At 59.3% G+C, this 18,010-nt stretch carries 15 protein-coding genes; 5 read left to right on the top strand and 10 right to left on the bottom strand.

The features are described from left to right. The first annotated feature begins 236 nt into the window (after positions 1–236). Positions 237–911 carry a chromosome partitioning protein ParA gene (locus H2170_00765; GenBank protein ID MCS6298623.1) on the top strand — a complete coding sequence of 225 codons (675 nt, stop codon included), beginning with the start codon at positions 237–239 and terminating at the stop codon, positions 909–911. 449 nt (positions 912–1,360) lie between these two features. Here the strand turns inward: H2170_00765 and H2170_00760 are convergent, their stop codons facing one another. Genes H2170_00760 through hemW form a run of 3 tightly spaced genes read right to left on the bottom strand, consistent with a single transcriptional unit; the run spans position 1,361 to position 4,141 of the window. Beyond that, the gene (locus H2170_00760) at positions 1,361–2,332 is read right to left on the bottom strand and encodes a M23 family metallopeptidase (GenBank protein ID MCS6298622.1); all 972 of its coding nucleotides are present in this window, start codon (positions 2,330–2,332) and stop codon (positions 1,361–1,363) included. 54 nt (positions 2,333–2,386) lie between these two features. Continuing rightward, positions 2,387–2,893 (bottom strand): hypothetical protein, encoded by a 507-nt coding sequence (locus H2170_00755; protein MCS6298621.1) that lies wholly within the window; start codon positions 2,891–2,893, stop codon positions 2,387–2,389. A 60-nt stretch (positions 2,894–2,953) separates the two neighbouring features. Further along, positions 2,954–4,141 (bottom strand): radical SAM family heme chaperone HemW, encoded by a 1,188-nt coding sequence (hemW, locus tag H2170_00750; protein ID MCS6298620.1) that lies wholly within the window; start codon positions 4,139–4,141, stop codon positions 2,954–2,956. Positions 4,142–4,198: 57 nt separating this feature from the next. On the opposite strand from hemW, the gene H2170_00745 reads away from it, so the two are divergent. Beyond that, positions 4,199–5,113 (top strand): cell surface protein, encoded by a 915-nt coding sequence (locus tag H2170_00745; protein ID MCS6298619.1) that lies wholly within the window; start codon positions 4,199–4,201, stop codon positions 5,111–5,113. Between the two features lie 121 nt (positions 5,114–5,234). Here H2170_00745 and H2170_00740 read toward each other — a convergent pair whose 3' ends face one another. The 4 genes from H2170_00740 to infA all read right to left on the bottom strand — a co-directional run bounded on the left by H2170_00740 (position 5,235) and on the right by infA (position 9,886). Then, complete coding sequence (locus H2170_00740) at positions 5,235–6,341, bottom strand: phosphoribosylformylglycinamidine cyclo-ligase (GenBank protein MCS6298618.1); 1,107 nt, start codon at positions 6,339–6,341, stop codon at positions 5,235–5,237. A gap of 119 nt (positions 6,342–6,460) precedes the next feature. Next, positions 6,461–8,368, bottom strand: coding sequence for an amidophosphoribosyltransferase (locus tag H2170_00735; GenBank protein ID MCS6298617.1), 1,908 nt, complete (start codon positions 8,366–8,368; stop codon positions 6,461–6,463). 186 nt (positions 8,369–8,554) lie between these two features. Next, positions 8,555–9,547, bottom strand: coding sequence for a site-specific tyrosine recombinase XerD (xerD, locus tag H2170_00730; GenBank protein MCS6298616.1), 993 nt, complete (start codon positions 9,545–9,547; stop codon positions 8,555–8,557). 69 nt (positions 9,548–9,616) lie between these two features. Further along, positions 9,617–9,886 carry a translation initiation factor IF-1 gene (infA, locus tag H2170_00725; GenBank protein MCS6298615.1) on the bottom strand — a complete coding sequence of 90 codons (270 nt, stop codon included), beginning with the start codon at positions 9,884–9,886 and terminating at the stop codon, positions 9,617–9,619. Positions 9,887–10,034: 148 nt separating this feature from the next. Here infA and H2170_00720 point away from each other — a divergent pair, with 148 nt between their 5' ends. The 3 genes from H2170_00720 to H2170_00710 all read left to right on the top strand — a co-directional run bounded on the left by H2170_00720 (position 10,035) and on the right by H2170_00710 (position 13,443). Next, complete coding sequence (locus H2170_00720) at positions 10,035–10,586, top strand: nucleoside deaminase (protein MCS6298614.1); 552 nt, start codon at positions 10,035–10,037, stop codon at positions 10,584–10,586. 96 nt (positions 10,587–10,682) lie between these two features. Continuing rightward, positions 10,683–12,113: a nitronate monooxygenase gene (locus H2170_00715; GenBank protein ID MCS6298613.1), complete on the top strand. Its 1,431-nt coding sequence runs from the start codon at positions 10,683–10,685 to the stop codon at positions 12,111–12,113. A gap of 79 nt (positions 12,114–12,192) precedes the next feature. Next, a complete protein-coding gene (locus tag H2170_00710) occupies positions 12,193–13,443 on the top strand; it encodes a pyrophosphate--fructose-6-phosphate 1-phosphotransferase (GenBank protein ID MCS6298612.1) in 1,251 nt (416 codons plus the stop codon). A 90-nt stretch (positions 13,444–13,533) separates the two neighbouring features. Here H2170_00710 and H2170_00705 read toward each other — a convergent pair whose 3' ends face one another. The 3 genes from H2170_00705 to H2170_00695 form a co-directional block, all read right to left on the bottom strand. After that, positions 13,534–15,495, bottom strand: a complete 1,962-nt coding sequence (locus H2170_00705) for a phospho-sugar mutase (GenBank protein MCS6298611.1) — start codon at positions 15,493–15,495, stop codon at positions 13,534–13,536. Between the two features lie 26 nt (positions 15,496–15,521). Beyond that, the gene (locus H2170_00700; protein ID MCS6298610.1) at positions 15,522–16,943 is read right to left on the bottom strand and encodes a UDPGP type 1 family protein; all 1,422 of its coding nucleotides are present in this window, start codon (positions 16,941–16,943) and stop codon (positions 15,522–15,524) included. Positions 16,944–17,150: 207 nt separating this feature from the next. Next, positions 17,151–17,921, bottom strand: a complete 771-nt coding sequence (locus H2170_00695) for a triose-phosphate isomerase (GenBank protein MCS6298609.1) — start codon at positions 17,919–17,921, stop codon at positions 17,151–17,153. Positions 17,922–18,010 lie beyond the last annotated feature (89 nt).

Raw genomic sequence — 18,010 nt, 5'->3', positions numbered from 1 at the left:
TTTTATTAGCCCCAAAAGGGCGAATTGGCAACAGGGATGTCCCTGCAGGAGCCTCTTCTGCGTGTTTCGCAAGGCTTGAGGGAAACAGGAGCTAATTGAATGGTCTAAAGCTTGGCTTGAACACCTTATGCGTCTCGCTCAATCCCATCCATCAGCGTTTGCACGATCGGCTCCCAGGCCAAGGGTTAACACCCGTGCGGCTTACTGATTAAAATTCCGCTTAAATTTATAAGAACATGAAAAAAAGATATTTAGCCATAATCCTAGTCCTTTTACTCAGCATTGGCGGCATCTTCGCATTCCGCCACTACAAGCAAAAGGCCGCGCTCGAGCGGGCTGAGCTGCAACTCGCAGCGGATCGAGCCGATGCCGATCGACGCCAGCGGGAGGCAACAGCGGCGCAGGCGGAAGCCGCGCGGTTGGCAGAGGAAAAAGCCCGTAAGGAGGCCGAGGTGCTTGCCGCCGCCGAACAGGAGCGCCAAAGGGCGATCGAACGGGCCACTGCGGCACGCCTGGCAGCCGAGGCCGAACAGGCCGAAGCCGCCGCAGCGCGTGCAAAGGCGGCAGCGGCCGAGGCCGAACTTTTAGCCAATAATCGGCGCGCCGCCGAGTTGCGCGCCGCCGAAGCCGCCGCCGCCGAAGCCGCCCGCCAGAGCGCGTTAGCCAAAATCGCCGCCGCCGAACTGGAGCAAAAACTTGCAGCTGAGCGCGAGGCCGCCCGCCTGGCCGCCCTGAAGGCGCAGTCGGAACGCGAAGCGGCGCTCGCCCTCATCAAGCCCGATCTTATCAAGCGGGCCATCCTGCCATCCGACTACAAGCGCCGTGAGCATTACTACCTCCAAGTGGACCAGCTTAACTCGGCTGCCACCGAGGCAGCCAATGCAAAAAACACCGCCGAGGGGCGCAAGTAACACGAGGAAGATCGGGTAGGTGATAGGCCCAGCATCTACCCGGTGCCTCGTTCGAAGCCTTCGCGAGGCCCATCATCCGGGTCGGCAGCAAAACGGCTGGTTACCTCGCGAAGCACTCAGGGGGCGCAAAAACGGAATTTCATTCCCCCACAGCTGATTTATCGACTTCCGGCATTTTTCGACTGAGGCCTTGGGCACTCCCCTGCGAAAACATCGAGCGCACCCCGCCAAGGTACATTCAACAGTGGGCTTCGATTGAACGAGCGAATGGACATCGCCCGGTACGTTTGAATCAGATCGCGCCGATCAATGCAGGATTTCTGGTTAACCCGCCATGGCCTCCTCGTTGTTTCGCGCCAGAAAAAACTGAATGCACCAAGGTCGGCCAGAAACTGAGATACACTTGGTGCAGAGGCAGATTACCGGTCCAAGGCAGGGGTTAAGTTCTGTTAACGTAAGCCAAGAACCAGCTGAAGGATCGTCGTCAAATCACTTCCCGGCACGTATTGCCCGCGCTTGAGAACAGCGATGGACTTGCAACGGCAACGCCGCAGAGCCTCAGCATCGACCTCGGATACCCTCACCTCATTGGCTCGGCAGCCAAGAACGTCAGTAGCTGAGAGTGGCTTCCACGAAAATGGCAGGCCGGTGGCACTCAGCTTGATCTCCCAGCCGGCGACGCCAGCAGCCGGCACCTCGGAGGTGAGCAACTGGGGATAGCGTTGCACCAGGTCAGGCACCAGCGAGGTAGCGACTCGCACCCGGGCGACCGCCGGGAGTTGTGCGAAATAATCAACGAAGCCGGTGACGCGCCCGGAGCGGAACTGGGTGTAAAAGTCGATGGGGTCGAGCCCCAGCAAATTCATCCCATTGTAAAGCCCCTGTTCATTGCGACTGCCGAAATTTTTCCAGCTGTACCACGACTGAAATTGGCGTGTGGCCAACAGGCCGATCTCAAAATGGAGGTGGGCGCGTTCCCGCGGAATTGTACTGCCTCCAGAAGTACGCCCCATGGTGGCGATGACCTGGCCTGACTTAACGGCGTTCCCCACTTTTAAGCCCGGCAGAACGGCGCTTAAATGGGCGTAGAGGCTATAAACCGGTGGCTGCACCTCGGCATGCTCGATGGCGATGTAGCGGCCATAATTACTCTCCCCGGCGCGGACGTTGATGTGGCGCACCACGCCAGGCATAGCGGCAAAGATTTCATCGCTGGACTCGCCGCGGGCATCACGCTTGATCGGCTTTAAATCGATGCCCTCATGGAACTGATGGCCGCCGCTGCGGGCGCAGCCAAAAAGTCCAGAGGCCGGTTCGCCCGAGGCGGTGGCTTGCACATAGGCGTCGATCGGTTTGCCCTCAGCGTAGGCCGTGTTCGGAGTCGGCCACGCCAACTCCAGCTTCGGTTCCGCGGCCCACAGGTACGCAGGGCAGAGTGCCAGTAAGAACCAGGGAAAACGGGACGACTTCACCGCTTATTTCGCCTTGGCGATTTTCTTCTGCATTTCAACCGAGGTCCCGTCCAAGTTCTTCACCAGTTCGGGCAGCATTTCCTCGGGTAACGCGGCGAACACCGCAATCGAACCCGTGTTGAATGCACTGTCGATCATACGCGCACCGACCGGCTTGTCGTTGATGAAAAGCACGAGCCGTTTACCTTGGTTGCTACCGGTAAATCGATACACGTCACGCGCCGCATCGGCGGTCAGAGTAAAGACCAGAAACTTGCCAAGATCGGACTGCGCGAGCGAAACACCCGTGTAATCGAATTCAGTCACGATGGGTTTGCTGTTCACCGCGATCTGCACGCCACTGATCGGCAGGGTAACCGTGGCAAAGGCCTCACGCTCATCGGCCTCGATCAAAAAACGCGCGACCATGGTGTCGTAGTCTTTTTTCTTACTCGACGTATTGCAGCCGATCGCCCCAAGCAGGGCGGTGAGACTAAAGATAACCGACAGAAAGCGAACGGGGTTTTTCATAAGCTCTAAAGGCTTTGGTCGGAAGATTCCCACGTGGCAAGGAGCGACCCTGCGCAGCCTTCACTTTGTCGCCGTATCTGCGAAGGCATCCATGATTTCAGCACCCACTGCATCGGCAATGATACGCCCCCGTGGCGTTAGGCGCAGATGCCCTCCATTTACCTCAGCAACACCGGCCTCCTGCAGCCGATTGATCTGAAACTCAACCGCGCTCCAAGGAGCAGAAGGAAACCGCCTGCTTAACTCCGCCAAATTGACCCCAGCGTTCATGCGCACGCCAAAGATCAGCGCATCTTCGGCGAGCAAGCTCGGGGTCAACGCGACGCGATCCTCGGTGACCCGGTCACGGAGGGCAAGGTGGGCATGCCATTTCGCCAGATCGGCCACATTGCCGCCGCGAACCCCCGCGTGCTGCGAAGCGGCCGAAGGCCCGAGCCCGACCCATTCATGCATGCGCCACGTATTCAAGTTGTGAAGGCAGGCGTGGCCGGAACGCGCGAAATTCGACACCTCGTATTGCCCGTAACCGGCAGCCTCCAGGCGCTCCCACGTCGTTTCGTAAAGGCGGGCTTCATGCTCCACGTCCAGCTTCACCTGGCCCTTGGAAAGTTTAACCCAAAGCTTGGTGTCCTCCTCAAAAGTCAGGCAATAGGTCGAGAGGTGATCGGGCGCCAAGGCCAAGGCTTCGCCTAAGTCGGTGAGCCACGCCGCCTCGTCCTGGCCGGGCAGGGCAAACATCAGATCAATGTTAACGCTGGCAAAATCCGCCTCGCGGATACGCTCATAAGCACGAAAAATTTGCTCTCGAGTATGCTGGCGCCCCAGCCCGTCAAGCAACGCTGGCTGGAAGGACTGCGCCCCCATCGAGATCCGCGTCACGCCGATCTCCTTGAGTGCGGCTAAACGTGCCTGGGTGACCGATGCAGGCGCCATTTCCACAGTCCATTCGGCAGCCCCCCCATTCAAACGAGAGCGCACGATGCAACCCAGCGTTAGAATGTCTTTTGGCGAGAGCAGCCCAGGCGTGCCGCCACCCCAAAAAACCGTTTCCACCCTTCGACCGCCCCACTCAACCAAGTCCGCCTCGGCATCGATACCTTGCATGTAACGGCTGATGCCATCGGCGGTAGGCGCCGTCTGGTAAAAGGCGCAAAAATCACAAGTGGACGAACAGAAAGGCACATGCACATAAAGGCCCAACGGACCGACCTGATTGCCAGCTACGGACAGTGGATTTATTTCGCTCATTGCCAAGGTCCGGGGTTTCTGTTGCGTATGCACCGACTTTTAAATCACAAAATCCTAATGTATCACAACCGCTTTAACCGCGCTAAACGCATCGCCCTCTCGATTAGTGCCGCCCTCGGTCTTTTTATCCTGACCGGCTGTAACGTTGGCATCACCAACCTTACCCCAAGCGTACTCCCTGAAAACCCGTCGCAGATCTACACGATCTCCACGCGGATCACGCCTAAGTCGATCAACATCATCTCCAGCAGCTTGGCCGTACGCATCATCATTGACGGGCAAAGCTTTCCCATGCGCCCGAGTGACCTCGGCAACAAAATCTACGATTTCGACTACCAACTGCCGGCCGGTCGCAACGAGATCGCGTACTACTTCTTGGTTAACTACAAATTTGAACAACAAGGCGTGATCCGCGACCGCGAAGAGTTCACCGAGGTGATCCACTCCAAGATCGTCGGTCGTTACGTGCTCTCGCTCGAAACCAACCGCGGTCCAGTCGGCGCGCGTATCAGCATCCTCGGCCGCGGGTTCACCGCGAAGGACACCGTTTCATTCGAAGGCACCACAGCACGCACCGTTTTTGATTCGCCGAACTCGATCAGCTTCTTCGTCCCTGCGGTCGATGCCGGCCGCAATTACAAAGTCGAGTTGATCAGCGCCAATGGCACTTCGCCTATCGGCACCTTCCGGGTCGACCCCACCGCGCTCACCGTCAGCCCCAGCGAGCTCTCGCTCACCCGCGGCCAGACCCAGTCGCTGACCTTCACGCTGCCTAACCCAGCCCCAACCGGCGGTCTGTTGCTGGACGTCACCACCGACGCGCCCGAGAGCGTGATCATGCCCGAGGTCGTCGTCCCTGCCGGCAGCACCAGCGCAACGATCAATGTCACCGGTGGTAAACCCGGTTCAGGCACCCTCTTCTTGAAGGGTTTTGGCTCCGGCGAAGTGACCGTCCCGGTCTCCGTCAAGTAAGCCTCCTCGACAAAAAAGGCCGGTCCTGAACAGACCGGCCTTTTTTGTGCCCTGAAACCAGCAATCTAATTTCAGCTCAAACAGCACCGAGTCATCTCGGTGCTGCGGGTTAGTACCCAGCTCAGCGCACCTGCAGGGTGCTCCCGTCGAATTCGATGCCGAGGGAGGGAATCGTTACAGCTTTGCGCTCACCCTGTTTCTTAACCGTGCCGGCGTGCCACGCTTTGTAGCCCGAGGCTTTGGCTGCAGCCAGGGTCGACTCAAGGTTGTCTTGCGAAACGTACGCAGCAAAACCGATGCCTTGATTAAACGTGGCGTAGGCCTCGCGAAGATCGATCGGCCCGGCTTCACGTAAAAACTTAAACAAGGCGGGCTCTTCACCGGGATTGGTGATTTCGTAAACGAAGGGTTCGTCGAGACGCATCAGTTTGCGCCAGCCGTGGCCGGTCACATGGGAAACGTAGTTCAACTTGATGCCCGCCTGCTGGCACTCGTTGACGAATTTAACGTAGATAACCGACGGCGCCAACAGCGCTTCGCCGTAGGTGCGCGGGTCGCCATGGCCAATGGGCGTCTGGTATCCTTGGGGCAACTTCGACGCGATGAGGCGGCACAACGACAGTCCGTTGGTTTGCACACCCGAGGAGGCCAGAAACACAATCGCATCGCCGTCCTGCACATCGCCGACGATGCGCTGCGACTTGGGGGAAACTTTACCGATGGCCGAACCAGCGAGCACGATGGCCTCTTCTTTAACGATTCCGCGCAACGTAGGCGTCTCGCCCCCACCCCAGACCGCGCCTGCCTGGCGGCAGCCCTCGGCCCAGCCCTCCACAAGCGCCTCCATACGCTTGGCGTCCGTAAACCACGACGACTCGCCCACTGCGGCGTGCATGGCCACCGAAATGGGCAACGCACCGCAAGTCACAAGGTCGTTGACGATGGTCGCGACCGTATCGATGGAGATTTCACGGTAAAAGTTTTTGCCGGTCTGGGCGTAAACGGCATCAGCCACCAAGTTTTTAGTGCCGAGCCCCTCCTCGACATGGGCGAGGAAATGGTCGTCGGCCTCCATCAGGTAACAGCTTTCGCCGCGGGTGTTGGCAGGCTCGGCGTAGCCGTGCAACTCAAGTAGCGGGGCGGTGGTCTTGGCCGCCTTTTGGCAGGCGCGCTTAAAGGCGTCGAGTTGGTCGTAGTTAACGCCGGAGGATTCGTAGGAGAGCGACATGCAGGAGGAACGGGAAAACCGCTATTAAACGCTGATTTTAAAAGGAGGTGACGATAACCGATTGGCCCTTTTCGCAGTGCCGACACGCGGCACGGCGGAAAAGGTTAAAAACAGGTCGCTCAGTAGCTGCGACCTTCGCCTTTTTCGAAGTAGTTCAAGTAAGCCTGATTGACCACGCGGAAGCCGCCGGGCGTCGGGTATTTGCCGGTGAAATACCAATCGCCGGTGTGATTGGGTACAGCGGCGTGAAGGTTTTCGATCGTCTGATAGATGATCTCGAATTCCCCTTGCCACTCGATGTTCTTGGGGCGGACGAGCTCGGTGATCTTGGCGGAAATTTCCTCCGGAGTGAACGGTTCGTAGATCTTGCGCACGTGGTTCACACATTCGCCCTTGGCCACGGCTTCGCGGCAAAGCTCGTAAACCTCTTGCAGGAGGTGCGACTGGCCGCGCTCTTTAAGCAGGGTGACGGTCGCCTCGAAGGCGACAAACTTACCGAGCTCCGACATGTCGATGCCGTAGCAGTCCGGGAAGCGGATTTGGGGCGCGGTGGATACGATCACGATCTTCTTCGGGTTGAGCCGGGAGAGGATGCGTAAGATCGAGCGTCGCAGGGTGGTGCCGCGCACGATGGAGTCGTCCACGCAGACGAGGTGGTCGCCCGGTTTGATCGATCCGTAGGTGATGTCGTAAACGTGGCTCGCGAGCTGGTTACGCATGCCTTCCTGACCTATGAAGGTGCGGATTTTGATGTCCTTGGAGACGACCTTCTCACCGCGCGGCCAGTTGCGCAGGATAAGGTCATCGAGCAGTGCGTCGGTGAGTTCTCCTGCCGCTGAGGCGGCAAGAACAGCCTTCTTAACCTCGTCGCGCCGCTTTTCACGCAGCGCGTGCATAAGGCCGTAGTAGGCGACCTCGGCGGTGTTCGGCACGAAGCTAAAAACGGTATTTTCCCAGTCGTAGCCGACAGCTTTGAGAACCTGATCAGCGAGGCGACCACCGAGGAGTTTACGCTCCTGGTAGATTTCGATGTCGTTACCGCGCGAGAAATAGATGCGCTCGAACGAGCACGAGGTGCGCGGGAGCGGCGCGGTGAAGGGCGAACTGCTCACGTGGCCGTTGCGTTTCAGCACCACGACATGACCGGGATTGACCTCCTTGGGCTGGTCGAGGGTGAGGTCGAACACGGTCATGAGCGGAGCGCGCTCGGAGGCAAAAGCGATGACCTCGTCGTTCTGGAAATACCAGCAAGGGCGGATGCCAGAAGGATCGCGGGCGACGAAGGCGTCGCCGTTACCGATCAGGCCGCAGAGTGTGTATCCGCCGTCCCATTTTTGCGAGGCGCGGGTAATGACGCGGGCGAGGTCGAGTTCGTCGCTGATGCGCTGGGAGGTGGCTTCAGGCGTGAGGCCCTCGCCGCGCAACTTGCGGAACAGCTCCTCGTGCTCCTCGTCCAGGAAGAAGCCGATTTTTTCGAGCATCGCCTGGGTGTCGGTGGCGAAGATCGGGTGTTGGCCCATGGCGATGAGCGAGCGGTTAAGCTCCTCGGTATTCGTCATGTTAAAATTACCGCACAACGCGAGATTACGCGTGGGCCAAGGCGAACGACGGAAATAAGGGTGGCAGGAGGAGATGTTGTACCCCCCGCTGGTGCCGTAGCGCAGGTGGCCCATGAGCAACTCGCCGCCGAAGTCGAAGTGCTTTTTGACCGTTTCGGCGAACTCAGGGTGAATCTCGCCGGTGGCAACCTTCTCGTTGTACTGGCCGAGCAAGGTTTTGAATATCTTGTCGAGCGGATTGGTCTTCACGCACCGATCGCGGAACATGTACGGCTCGCCCGGGGCGATGTCGCTTTTCACACAGGCCACACCCGCGCCATCCTGGCCGCGATTGTGCTGCTTTTCCATGAGCAGAAAAAGCTTGGTGAAGCCCCAAAGCGGCGTGCCGTATTTCTCTTGGTAATAGGACAGCGGCTTAAGCAGCCGAACCATCGCGATACCGCATTCGTGGGTGATCTTGTCGCTCATGAGTGGAAACAGAAATCCTGACTGGGGCCGACGCTCGGCACGGGGGCCGGTCGTAGTTTGGTGGCAACCGTCCGCAATGTCCCCGTGAAGTTGCCGTGCGGTTTTCGCAAGGTGGCGGGAGTGACGATTACGTTGAGTTTCACAGGCCGTTAAAAGTAAACGATGACGCCGTGAATCCCCAACCGGTCAAGGGGTTTTTACCCTACCTTTTTTTGAACCCTGGTTGCGGGGATGAAATTGCGCGTGTTGCTCAATCAGCCGACGCTCCTCAACAGCAGTATAAATCTGTGTTGTTGAAATATTTGCATGCCCGAGCATCTCCTGGATTGCGCGTAAGTCGGCACCGCCGGTCAGCAAATGAGTGGCGAAGGAATGGCGCAATAAATGGGGCTTCACGGTCTTGGTGATGCCGGCCTGCTTGGCATATTTTTTGACCAGCACCCAGAGCATCTGCCGGGAGATCGCCGTCCCACGCTCACTGAGGAAGAGTTGGCTGCCGGTTTTGGGCTTAACGAAATGGGGGCGGGCAGCGGTCAAATAGGCACCGAGGGCCTCGGCCGCCTTGCCGCCCACCGGGACCACGCGCTCCTTGGAACCCTTGCCGAACACGCGCAGGAAACCCGACTCCAAATCCACCTGCTGGATCATCAGTCCGGCCAGTTCCGAAACCCGCAGGCCGCTGGAGTAAAATAATTCCAGGATAGCCCGGTCGCGCAGTGCGTGGGCGTCGCCGCCTACGGGCGCGGCCAGCAGAGCGTCAATCTCCTCGGCGTTGAGCGTGCCAGGCATTTTGCGGTGGAGCTTGGGGCCCTGGAGCAGCTCGGTGAAATCATCGGGACGCACCCGTTCACGCACGAGGTGGCGGGCAAACATCCGGAGCGCAGAGAGTTTTCTCGCCAGACTGGCCTCGGTATAGTCGTCGCCGGCAGACGTTTGCCCGGTGCTCAGCGTATAGAGCCACTCGCGCACCTGATCGGCCGTGGCGGCTTGCCATGTTTTAACACCCGCCCGTGCCAGATGTGCCGCGCACTGGCGCAGGTCGCTTTCATAGGCCTCAAGCGTTCGATCCGAACGCCCCCGCTCAAGGGTGAGCGAGTTGCCAAAATCACGGATCGGCTCGTCGAGCCCAGAGGGCAGACCAAGATGGGGCTTGTAGGGAGCGGAAGATGAGTCGGGCACGGGCAAAAAAAAGACGCCGTCGAAATGACGGCGTCGATGGAAAAAGTCGGACTGAGGCGAGGCGGGCTTTTAATAGCGGCGCTTACGGGGAACGAAGGGCTGGGCGTTGACGTCCTTCATGCGGTAGGTGATGCGCGCCTTCTCCAAATCGTAGGGGCTCATCTCCATCTTCACGCCGTCGCCGGCGGCGATTTTGATGAAGTTTTTGCGTAGCTTGCCCGAGATATGGGCGAGAACGATGTGCCCGTTGGAGAGCTGGACTTTGAACATCGTCCCCGGAAGCACGGTGACGACCTTGCCTTCAACTTCAATGGATTTGCCGTCAGAGGATTCAGACATGGTTAAAAGCGGCAACGAGGCCTGGGACGAGTATGAGCATGCGAACGATTCGGTGTATAAAAGCTACTTGTAAGCCACCCTTCGTCCGCCTTAGTCAAGTTTTTCCTCGGCACGCCGCTTGTGGCGCACCGTTCACATTGCCGCCACCATGCCATCCTCCCGCCCTCAAGAGTGTCCGTTTGAAAAGCGTTTCCCCTCGCAGCTTTCGCGTGACGACACGTTTTTCATGAGCCTCGCCTACAACCAGGCGATCGACGCGTGGCGGCGCGACGAAGTGCCCATCGGCTGCGTCATCGAGCACGGCGGCGAGGTCATCGCGCTCGCCCACAACACCGTGGAAAGCGCCCAAGACCCGACCGCCCACGCGGAGGTTTTGGCCATCACCCAAGCTGCCGCCAAGCTGGGCAACTGGCGCCTTGAGGACTGCACCCTCTACGTCACCAAAGAGCCCTGCCCGATGTGCGCCGGGGCCACCCTCATGTCCCGGCTCAAGCGCGTTTGTTATGCGGTGCCCGACCCCAAAATGGGCTGCTTGGGCGGCGCAACCGATTTGAACGCCCTGCCACGCGTCAACCACCACCTCGAAATCACCGCCGGGGGAGTGCTCGAAGAGGAATGCCGCACGCTCATCCAAGCTTTTTTCAAACTGAAGCGTAACGCAGAGCCAGCGACTGAAGGTTCCCTCCTTCCGCCACTATAAGCCGATCGAATAGGCACGATTCAGACTCCATCACACTGCCGGCTGGAGGCAAATGCACCTTTCATGCGCCGGCTCTCGCCGGTTGAGTGTTTGGCTATGTCACTGCCGATCATTATTCAAGGAGGGATGGGCGTCGGAGTCTCCAACTGGACGCTCGCCCGCGCCGTTTCGCAACAAGGGCAACTCGGTGTCGTTTCCGGCACCCTTTTGGCCGTCGTTCTCTCGCGCCGCCTCCAGCTCGGTGACCTCGCCGGTGACATGCGCCGGGCGCTCTCGCACTTCCCCATTCCCGCCATGGCCGATCGGGTGCTCAACGACTGGTTCGTCCCCGGAGGCAAGCCGGCCGACAAACCCTTCAAGTCCGTCGAGATGCCTACGCTCACCTCGAGCCCATCCTTCAACGAGCTCACGGTGATCGCCAATTTCGTGGAGGTTTTTCTCGCCAAGGAAAACCACGCCGGCGTCGTGGGCATCAACCTACTTGAGAAAATCCAGCTCCCCACCCTGCCCTCGCTGTACGGCGCGATGCTGGCCGGCGTGGATTATGTGCTCATGGGCGCCGGCATCCCCCGCGCCATACCCGGGGTGCTCGACCAGTTTTCCCGCGGTGAGGCAGCCAAACTCAAGATCGACGTCACCGCCCCCGTCAGCCCCGAGCAAGCGCCCGTCGAGGCCTTTAGCTCGTTTGACCCGGCTGAGTTCCTCAAAGCCCCTGTTCCGGCCTTAAAACGCCCGCGCTTTTTGGCCATCGTCAGCTCCGCCACCTTGGCGATGACGCTCGCGCGCAAATCCTCCGGCCAAGTCGATGGGTTTGTGGTCGAGACCGAGGCCGCCGGCGGCCACAACGCCCCGCCGCGAGGTCCGCTGCAACTCACAGCCAAGGGCGAGCCGCTCTACGGAGAGCGGGATCTGCCCGACGTGGCCAAGATCCGCGCTCTCGGGTTACCCTTCTGGATTGCAGGTGCCCACGCCACGCCCGAACGCCTAGCAGAAGCCCAGCAACAGGGCGCCGTTGGCGTACAGATTGGCACCGCCTTCGCCTTCTGTGAAGAGTCTGGCATGGGTTCCCAGCTCAAACAAGAGGTGGGCGAATTGGTGCGTTTCGGGCTCACTCAAATATTCACTGATCCCTTCGCCTCGCCAACGGGTTTTCCCTTCAAGGTCCTTAATCACCCCAAAACCTTATCTAACCCCAGCTGCTACGAGGATCGCCCGCGCATCTGCGACCTCGGGTATTTGCGCGAAGTCTACACCCAGCCAGACGGTGCCGTCGGCTACCGCTGCGGAGGTGAACCCGTAGGCAACTTCCTACGCAAAGGGGGAACCGAGGACGCCACCACCAACCGGAAGTGCCTTTGCAACTGCCTTCTCGCCACCGTCGGCCTTGGCCAAACCTACAAAAACCACGTCGAGCCGCCGATGATCACCGCCGGTCACGACGTCGCGCACCTGGCGCGGTTCTTCCCTGCTGAAGGCTCCAGTTACCACGCCGCCGATGTGATCGGACTGACATTGGGGACCAAATAACGATGCCTTCGCCGGCATGCTTTCACCTTGCCGGCGACGCCTCCCTCCCCCTTCCATTCCCCGCACTCTTATAATCGCTATGAGCAACACGCCCACCTCTCCCACCCGCCCGAAAAAAGTCGCCCTCCTTACCGCAGGCGGACTCGCCCCCTGCCTCAGCTCCGCCGTCGGCGGCCTGATTGAGCGCTACACCGAGATCGCCCCCGACATCGAGCTGATCGCCTACCACAGTGGCTACAAAGGCCTGCTGCTGGGCGACTCCTACAAAATCGGCCCCGCCGAGCGCGCCTCAGCCTCCATTCTTCATGCGCACGGCGGCAGCCCCATCGGCAACAGCCGCGTGAAACTCACCAACGTCAAAGACTGCGTGAAGCGCGGCTTGGTCAAAGAAGGTCAGGACCCGCAAAAAGTCGCCGCCGACCAGCTCATCAAGGACGGCGTGGACATTCTCCACACTATCGGTGGTGACGACACCAATACGGCCGCCGCGGATCTCGCCGCCTTCCTCGCCAAAAACAACTACGGCCTCTCCGTCATCGGCCTGCCCAAGACCATCGACAACGATGTATTCCCCATTCGCCAATCCCTCGGCGCCTGGACCGCTGCCGAGCAGGGCGCGCGCTATTTCCGCAACGTCGTCTCCGAGCACAACGCCAACCCGCGCATGCTCATCATCCACGAGGTCATGGGGCGCAACTGTGGCTGGCTCACCGCCGCCACCGCTGCTGAATACCGCAAGATCCTCGATCGCGAAGAGTTTGTCCCCGGCCTCGGCCTCTCCCGCGAAAACCTCGACGTCCACGCCGTGTTCATCCCCGAGATGGCGGTCGATCTCGCCGCTGAAGCCACCCGCCTCAAGGCGATCATGGACCGCGTCGATAACGTTAACATCTTCATTAGCGAAGGTGCCGGCGTGGAGTCGATCATCGCCGAGATGCAGGCCAAGGGCCAAGAGGTTCCCCGTGACGCCTTCGGCCACGTGAAACTCGATGCAATCAACCCGGGCAAATGGTTTGGCGAACAGTTCGCCAAGATGCTGGGCGCCGAAAAAGTCCTCGTGCAAAAGAGCGGGTATTTCGCCCGCGCCGCCGCAGCCAACAATGCCGACCTGCGGCTGATCAAGAGCTGCACCGACCTCGCCGTGGAATGCGCCCTGCGCCGCGAGAGCGGCGTGATCGGCCATGACGAAGACCAAGGCGGCATCCTGCGCGCCATCGAGTTCCCCCGCATCAAAGGCGGCAAGCCCTTCGACACCACCGCACCCTGGTTCGGAACGCTGCTCGCCCAAATCGGCCAGCCCAAAGGCGAAACCGTCCACGTAAAGCACTAAACCGCTTCCCTCAACCGGACTGCCCACGCGTTGCACAAAAAAGGCCCGACACTTAAGTCGGGCCTTTTTTGTGGGGAGAGACCAACGGGCTCAGCCCTCGGCGCGCCGCTGTGCGTCGGCTTCAATCAACGCCTTTACGCGATCGAGTTCAGCCGCGACCTGGGTTTTCACCGTCGCCAATTCAGCGGCGGTTTTAACCGGTGCGCTGGCGAAGACATAAAACTTCATCTTTGGCTCCGTGCCACTGCCACGAGCCGCGAAGCTATAACCATTGGCCAACGTGACCAAATATAGGTCCTGCTTGGGAATGGCCTCATTGTCCGCGTCACGGAACACCTCGACCCCGAAGTCCTGGAAGCGGGTCACCGCGACGTCTCCAAACGCCTTGGGCGGGGCTGAGCGGTAGGTTTGCAAGATACGCTTGATCTTGGCTGCGCCCGTCGCGCCTTCGTAATAAAGGTTAACCACGCCCTCGAGGTAGAAACCGTATTTGAGGTAAATGCTGTCGAGGTACTCCGGCACGGTGAGCCCCTGCGCCTTCACCGCCGCGCAGAGCTCGGCAAACATGAGACAGGCTGCATTGCCGTCCTTGTCGCGGACATAGTCATTGGGCAGGTAGCCGTAGCTCTCTTCGCAGCCAAAAGCGTAGAACGTGCTGTACTGCTGGAGCAGCTTGGCGCGCGTCTCAAACGGCGTTGCATCGTAATCAAGCGCGATTCCCTGCTTGGTGAGGAGGGCCTTCTTGAGCTGATCCTCGTAACCCTTGATCTTGGCAGCGATCCACTTGAAGCCGGTCAGCGTGTTGATGACCTTAACGCCGTGACCAAGGCCGATCGCATCCTGCAGTGAAGTGGTGACGAAGGTCTTAATGATCGCCACACGGTCGGAACCGGCGGCCGGGATAACCCCCTGCTCCTTGTATTTGGTCAGGCGGTACTCTGCCAGCAACGCGCCGATCTGGTTACCGGTGAGCAAGTGCATTTTGCCGTCGGGACCGCGCACGGCCACGCCCATACGATCGCAATCTGGATCGGTAGCCAAAACCACGTCCAGATGTTGTTTTTCGGCGAGTTTCACCGCGAGTGAAAGGGCTTCGGCATTCTCGGGGTTCGGCGACTTGACCGAGGGAAAACGGGCATCAAAGGCCACCTGCTCGTGAACCTCGTGCACCTCGGCCCCGGCGTGGACCAACAAAGGAACGGACATCACGCCGCCCGTGCCATGGATATTAGTGAAGGCGACCTTGAGCTTAGTTTTCTTGAAAACAGACATATCGATGGCCGCTTTGCTGGCGACAGCGAGATACGCATCGTCGGTCGCACGCTTGAGCGTAACCACGCGGGACAGGTCTTTTTCGAGGTAAGCCGAGAGCTCGGTGAGAGGAACCGCGTTAACCTCATTAACGATCCCCTTGTCGTGCGGGGCCACGACCTGAGCACCGTCCTCGAAGTAGGCCTTAAAGCCGTTATCGTGGGGCGGATTGTGGCTCGCCGTGATCACCACTCCGGCATGGGCGCGGAGGTGGCGGACCGTAAAGCTCAGCTGAGGCGTCGAACGAGGACCTTCAAAAATGTAGGCATTACCACCGAGTTTAGTCCAAGCCGAGGCGGCCAATTCACAGAAATGGCGCGAGAAATGGCGAACGTCGTGAGCGATCACCAACGCGGGAATGTCGGCGCGACCGGACTCAGCCAGATAGGCCTGGGTGTAGCGGAACAGCCCGATAGTGGCACGTGTGAGCGTGAAGTCGTTAAGGATGTTGCTGCCGATGGCGGCAAAACTGGGTGTGCCCTGTTCGCCGAGCGTGCCGGTCTCGACCGAGGTTGGCAGTTGGCCGATGGTGCGGCCGCGGATGCCGCCAGTGCCGAACTCGAGGTCGCGGTAGAAGCGGTTGTTTAGTTCGTCCCAAGCTGCCTTGGCGACGAGTTCGTCGATGCTAGCTACGGCCCAGCTAGGAAGGGAGGCGCCCAACCAGGTGGTCAGGTTCTTTACAGTTTCGGGAAGAAGTTGTCCGGACTGACCGGCGGCTTGAATCAGGGTGAGTGTGCTCATGGTTTGGGCGCTGGTAACAGGGTGGATTATTCGAGATAGAGGCCGGCGGCGACTACAGGCTTGGTCAAAAGCTTATTCCAAGCGTTCGCAAAAGAATCCTCGTCGTACCCGAAGAGTGGCGAAACCTCGATTGGGAAAGGTGGAAGGCCGGTGGAATCGGTCGGCACGACAGCACCGTTGGCGCTGAGCCAGCGTGCAAACTGGCGGAGCTGATCATCCACGCAGGTCTTGGGCGAATCGAGGCCTTCGGCGTTTTTAACCGGCGAGAAATCGTCGGCGCGTGGAGTTTCGATGACGACGGGTTTGGCAGCGAAGGGCAGCGCGTCGAAAACAAACATTTCAAACTTAACGCCGTTGGCTTTGTCCGGTTTCACGGGATTGCCCGCTGCATCAATCGTCGGGATCTTTTTGTCGGCACGGTGGAACGGGAGGGAATCGGATCCGCGGGCCATGCGGCGGATGAACTTCGTATCGAGAATATGGATCGCGATGCTGCCGGCGATGTAGCGCAGAGCGCCGGTGGCTGGGTCGATCTCCTCTTGAAATGATTTCGGCAAGTCGGAGTACTCGATCACGATATTTTGACCGCGCTGGGAGCAGAAATGACCGACCTTCTCGCCGGCATAGGCTTTCGCCACCATCTTGCTCGACATCTCGGAGCCACGCAGAACATTCCAGCCGATGAACGCCGGATCAATGCCCCGAACCAGGGGATTATCCACCTGGAAGTAGCTCAGGATATCGATGCCCTCCTTCTCCATGATATCGAGCGCGCCGCTGCGATCGAGGGCGCGGAGCGAACCGCCGTGGCCGTCGGCCGACATGGCGATGGTGCCCTTGGTTTCGAGCAGGATTTTACCCTCGGGCGTGACGGCCGGCATGCGACCTTGACGGAAAAAATGAACCTGGGTCTCGGCAAGGCCGAAGTAGCCATTGGCCTTAAAAAATGCCTCGGTCGGCCCATGGTTCACGTGACTGGTCATGATAAACCAATGGATCGGCTTGCCGTAACGCGCACCGGCCGCACGGACTTTCTCAGCAAAAACGTGAAAGAGTGTTTTATGCTTAATGGGAGTCACCGGATAGGTACCCTTGGGCCCGTCATAACCTAGGCGTGTCCCCTGCCCACCGGCTACGGTGAAGGCGGCAACGCGACCTGCACTTAAGGCGGCCTCACCTGCCACTTTGGCCGCGCTCCAGGCGGCTGCATCACCCCCATTTTCAGGGCGACGCTCGTAAGGAGCAGGTGACAAACCAGTGAGATCGAGACCCGATGCGGCATCCTTAGATAGCAAGGTGCGCGTGAGATGATCCACCTCCGCCAGATCGATCTCGGCCGCCTCGGCCAGCAGCGCTTGCTGCGCCTCAGGCGCGAGCTCGTTATAAAATGCGAAAACATGCCCTTGTCCGGCACGTTCAAATTCCTGAATCAGCGAGGGTGTAGCCATGATGGGAAAAGCGAAAATACAGCAATGTACCGACGGTTGGCGCAACGTTTTTAGGCCCAATTCCTATCCTTATTTTCCGGACACACGTCGGACCTAATGACGCCCGGTGCTGCAACAGTTCGTTGCCTTCAAACCGGACGGCGGCCACTGGGACACAAAAAAGGCGGCTCCGGATGGAACCGCCTCAGGAAGAAAAACGAACGAGGTTTACTTAGCGGCCGAGGCAGCCTTGATCAACTCAACGAAGCTCCGGGACTCCAGCGCAGCGCCACCGATGAGGCCGCCGTCGATGTCTTTTTGCGCGAGGAGTTCGGGAGCGTTGGAGGGCTTCATGGAGCCGCCGTAAAGGATACGGACCTTCTGCGCAACAGCCTCGCCGAAGAGCTTCACCAGGAGCGAACGAATGAAGGCGTGAACCTCTTGCGCCTGCTCCGTGGTTGCAACTTTACCGGTGCCGATAGCCCAGACAGGCTCGTAAGCGATGACGACACTGGTTGCGAGTTCCTTGGAGACGCCTTCAAGGCCAGCCTCGAGCTGAGTCTGCACGACCTTGAGGGTCTGGGCGGATTCGCGCTCGCTGAGGGTTTCACCCACGCAAAGGATGGGCTTGAGCTGGTTCTTCAGCGCGGCAAGCACCTTGAGGTTAACAAACGCGTCGGTATCGCCGAAGTAAGTACGGCGCTCGCTGTGGCCGATGATGACATAGTTCACGAAAAGTGCTCGGAGCATCTCGGCGGAAATTTCGCCGGTATAAGCGCCACTCTTTTCGGGGTGCAGGTTTTGCGCGCCCAATTTAACCGTCGAACCATCGAGGGACTTGGCGGCGGTTTCGAGTGACGTGTACGGGGGGCACACGACGACATCCACGTCGGTCTGTTTACCCACCTCGGTGACGATTTCCTGCAAAAGCGCAGAGGCGTCGGCGGAGGTTTTGTTCATCTTCCAGTTACCGGCGATGAGTTTTTTACGAATATTCATGAGAGTTAAAAGGCTGATTAGCTGATGGAGAGTGCGAGGACATTAATACCGGCGAACAGGTAACCAAAAGGCCAACTGTTCACCGGTGA

The organism is Opitutus sp., assembly GCA_024998815.1.
In the GTDB taxonomy this organism is placed as follows: domain Bacteria; phylum Verrucomicrobiota; class Verrucomicrobiia; order Opitutales; family Opitutaceae; genus Rariglobus.
The sequence above is the reverse complement of the archived record's forward strand: the minus strand, read 5'-3'. Positions and strand labels throughout refer to the sequence as shown.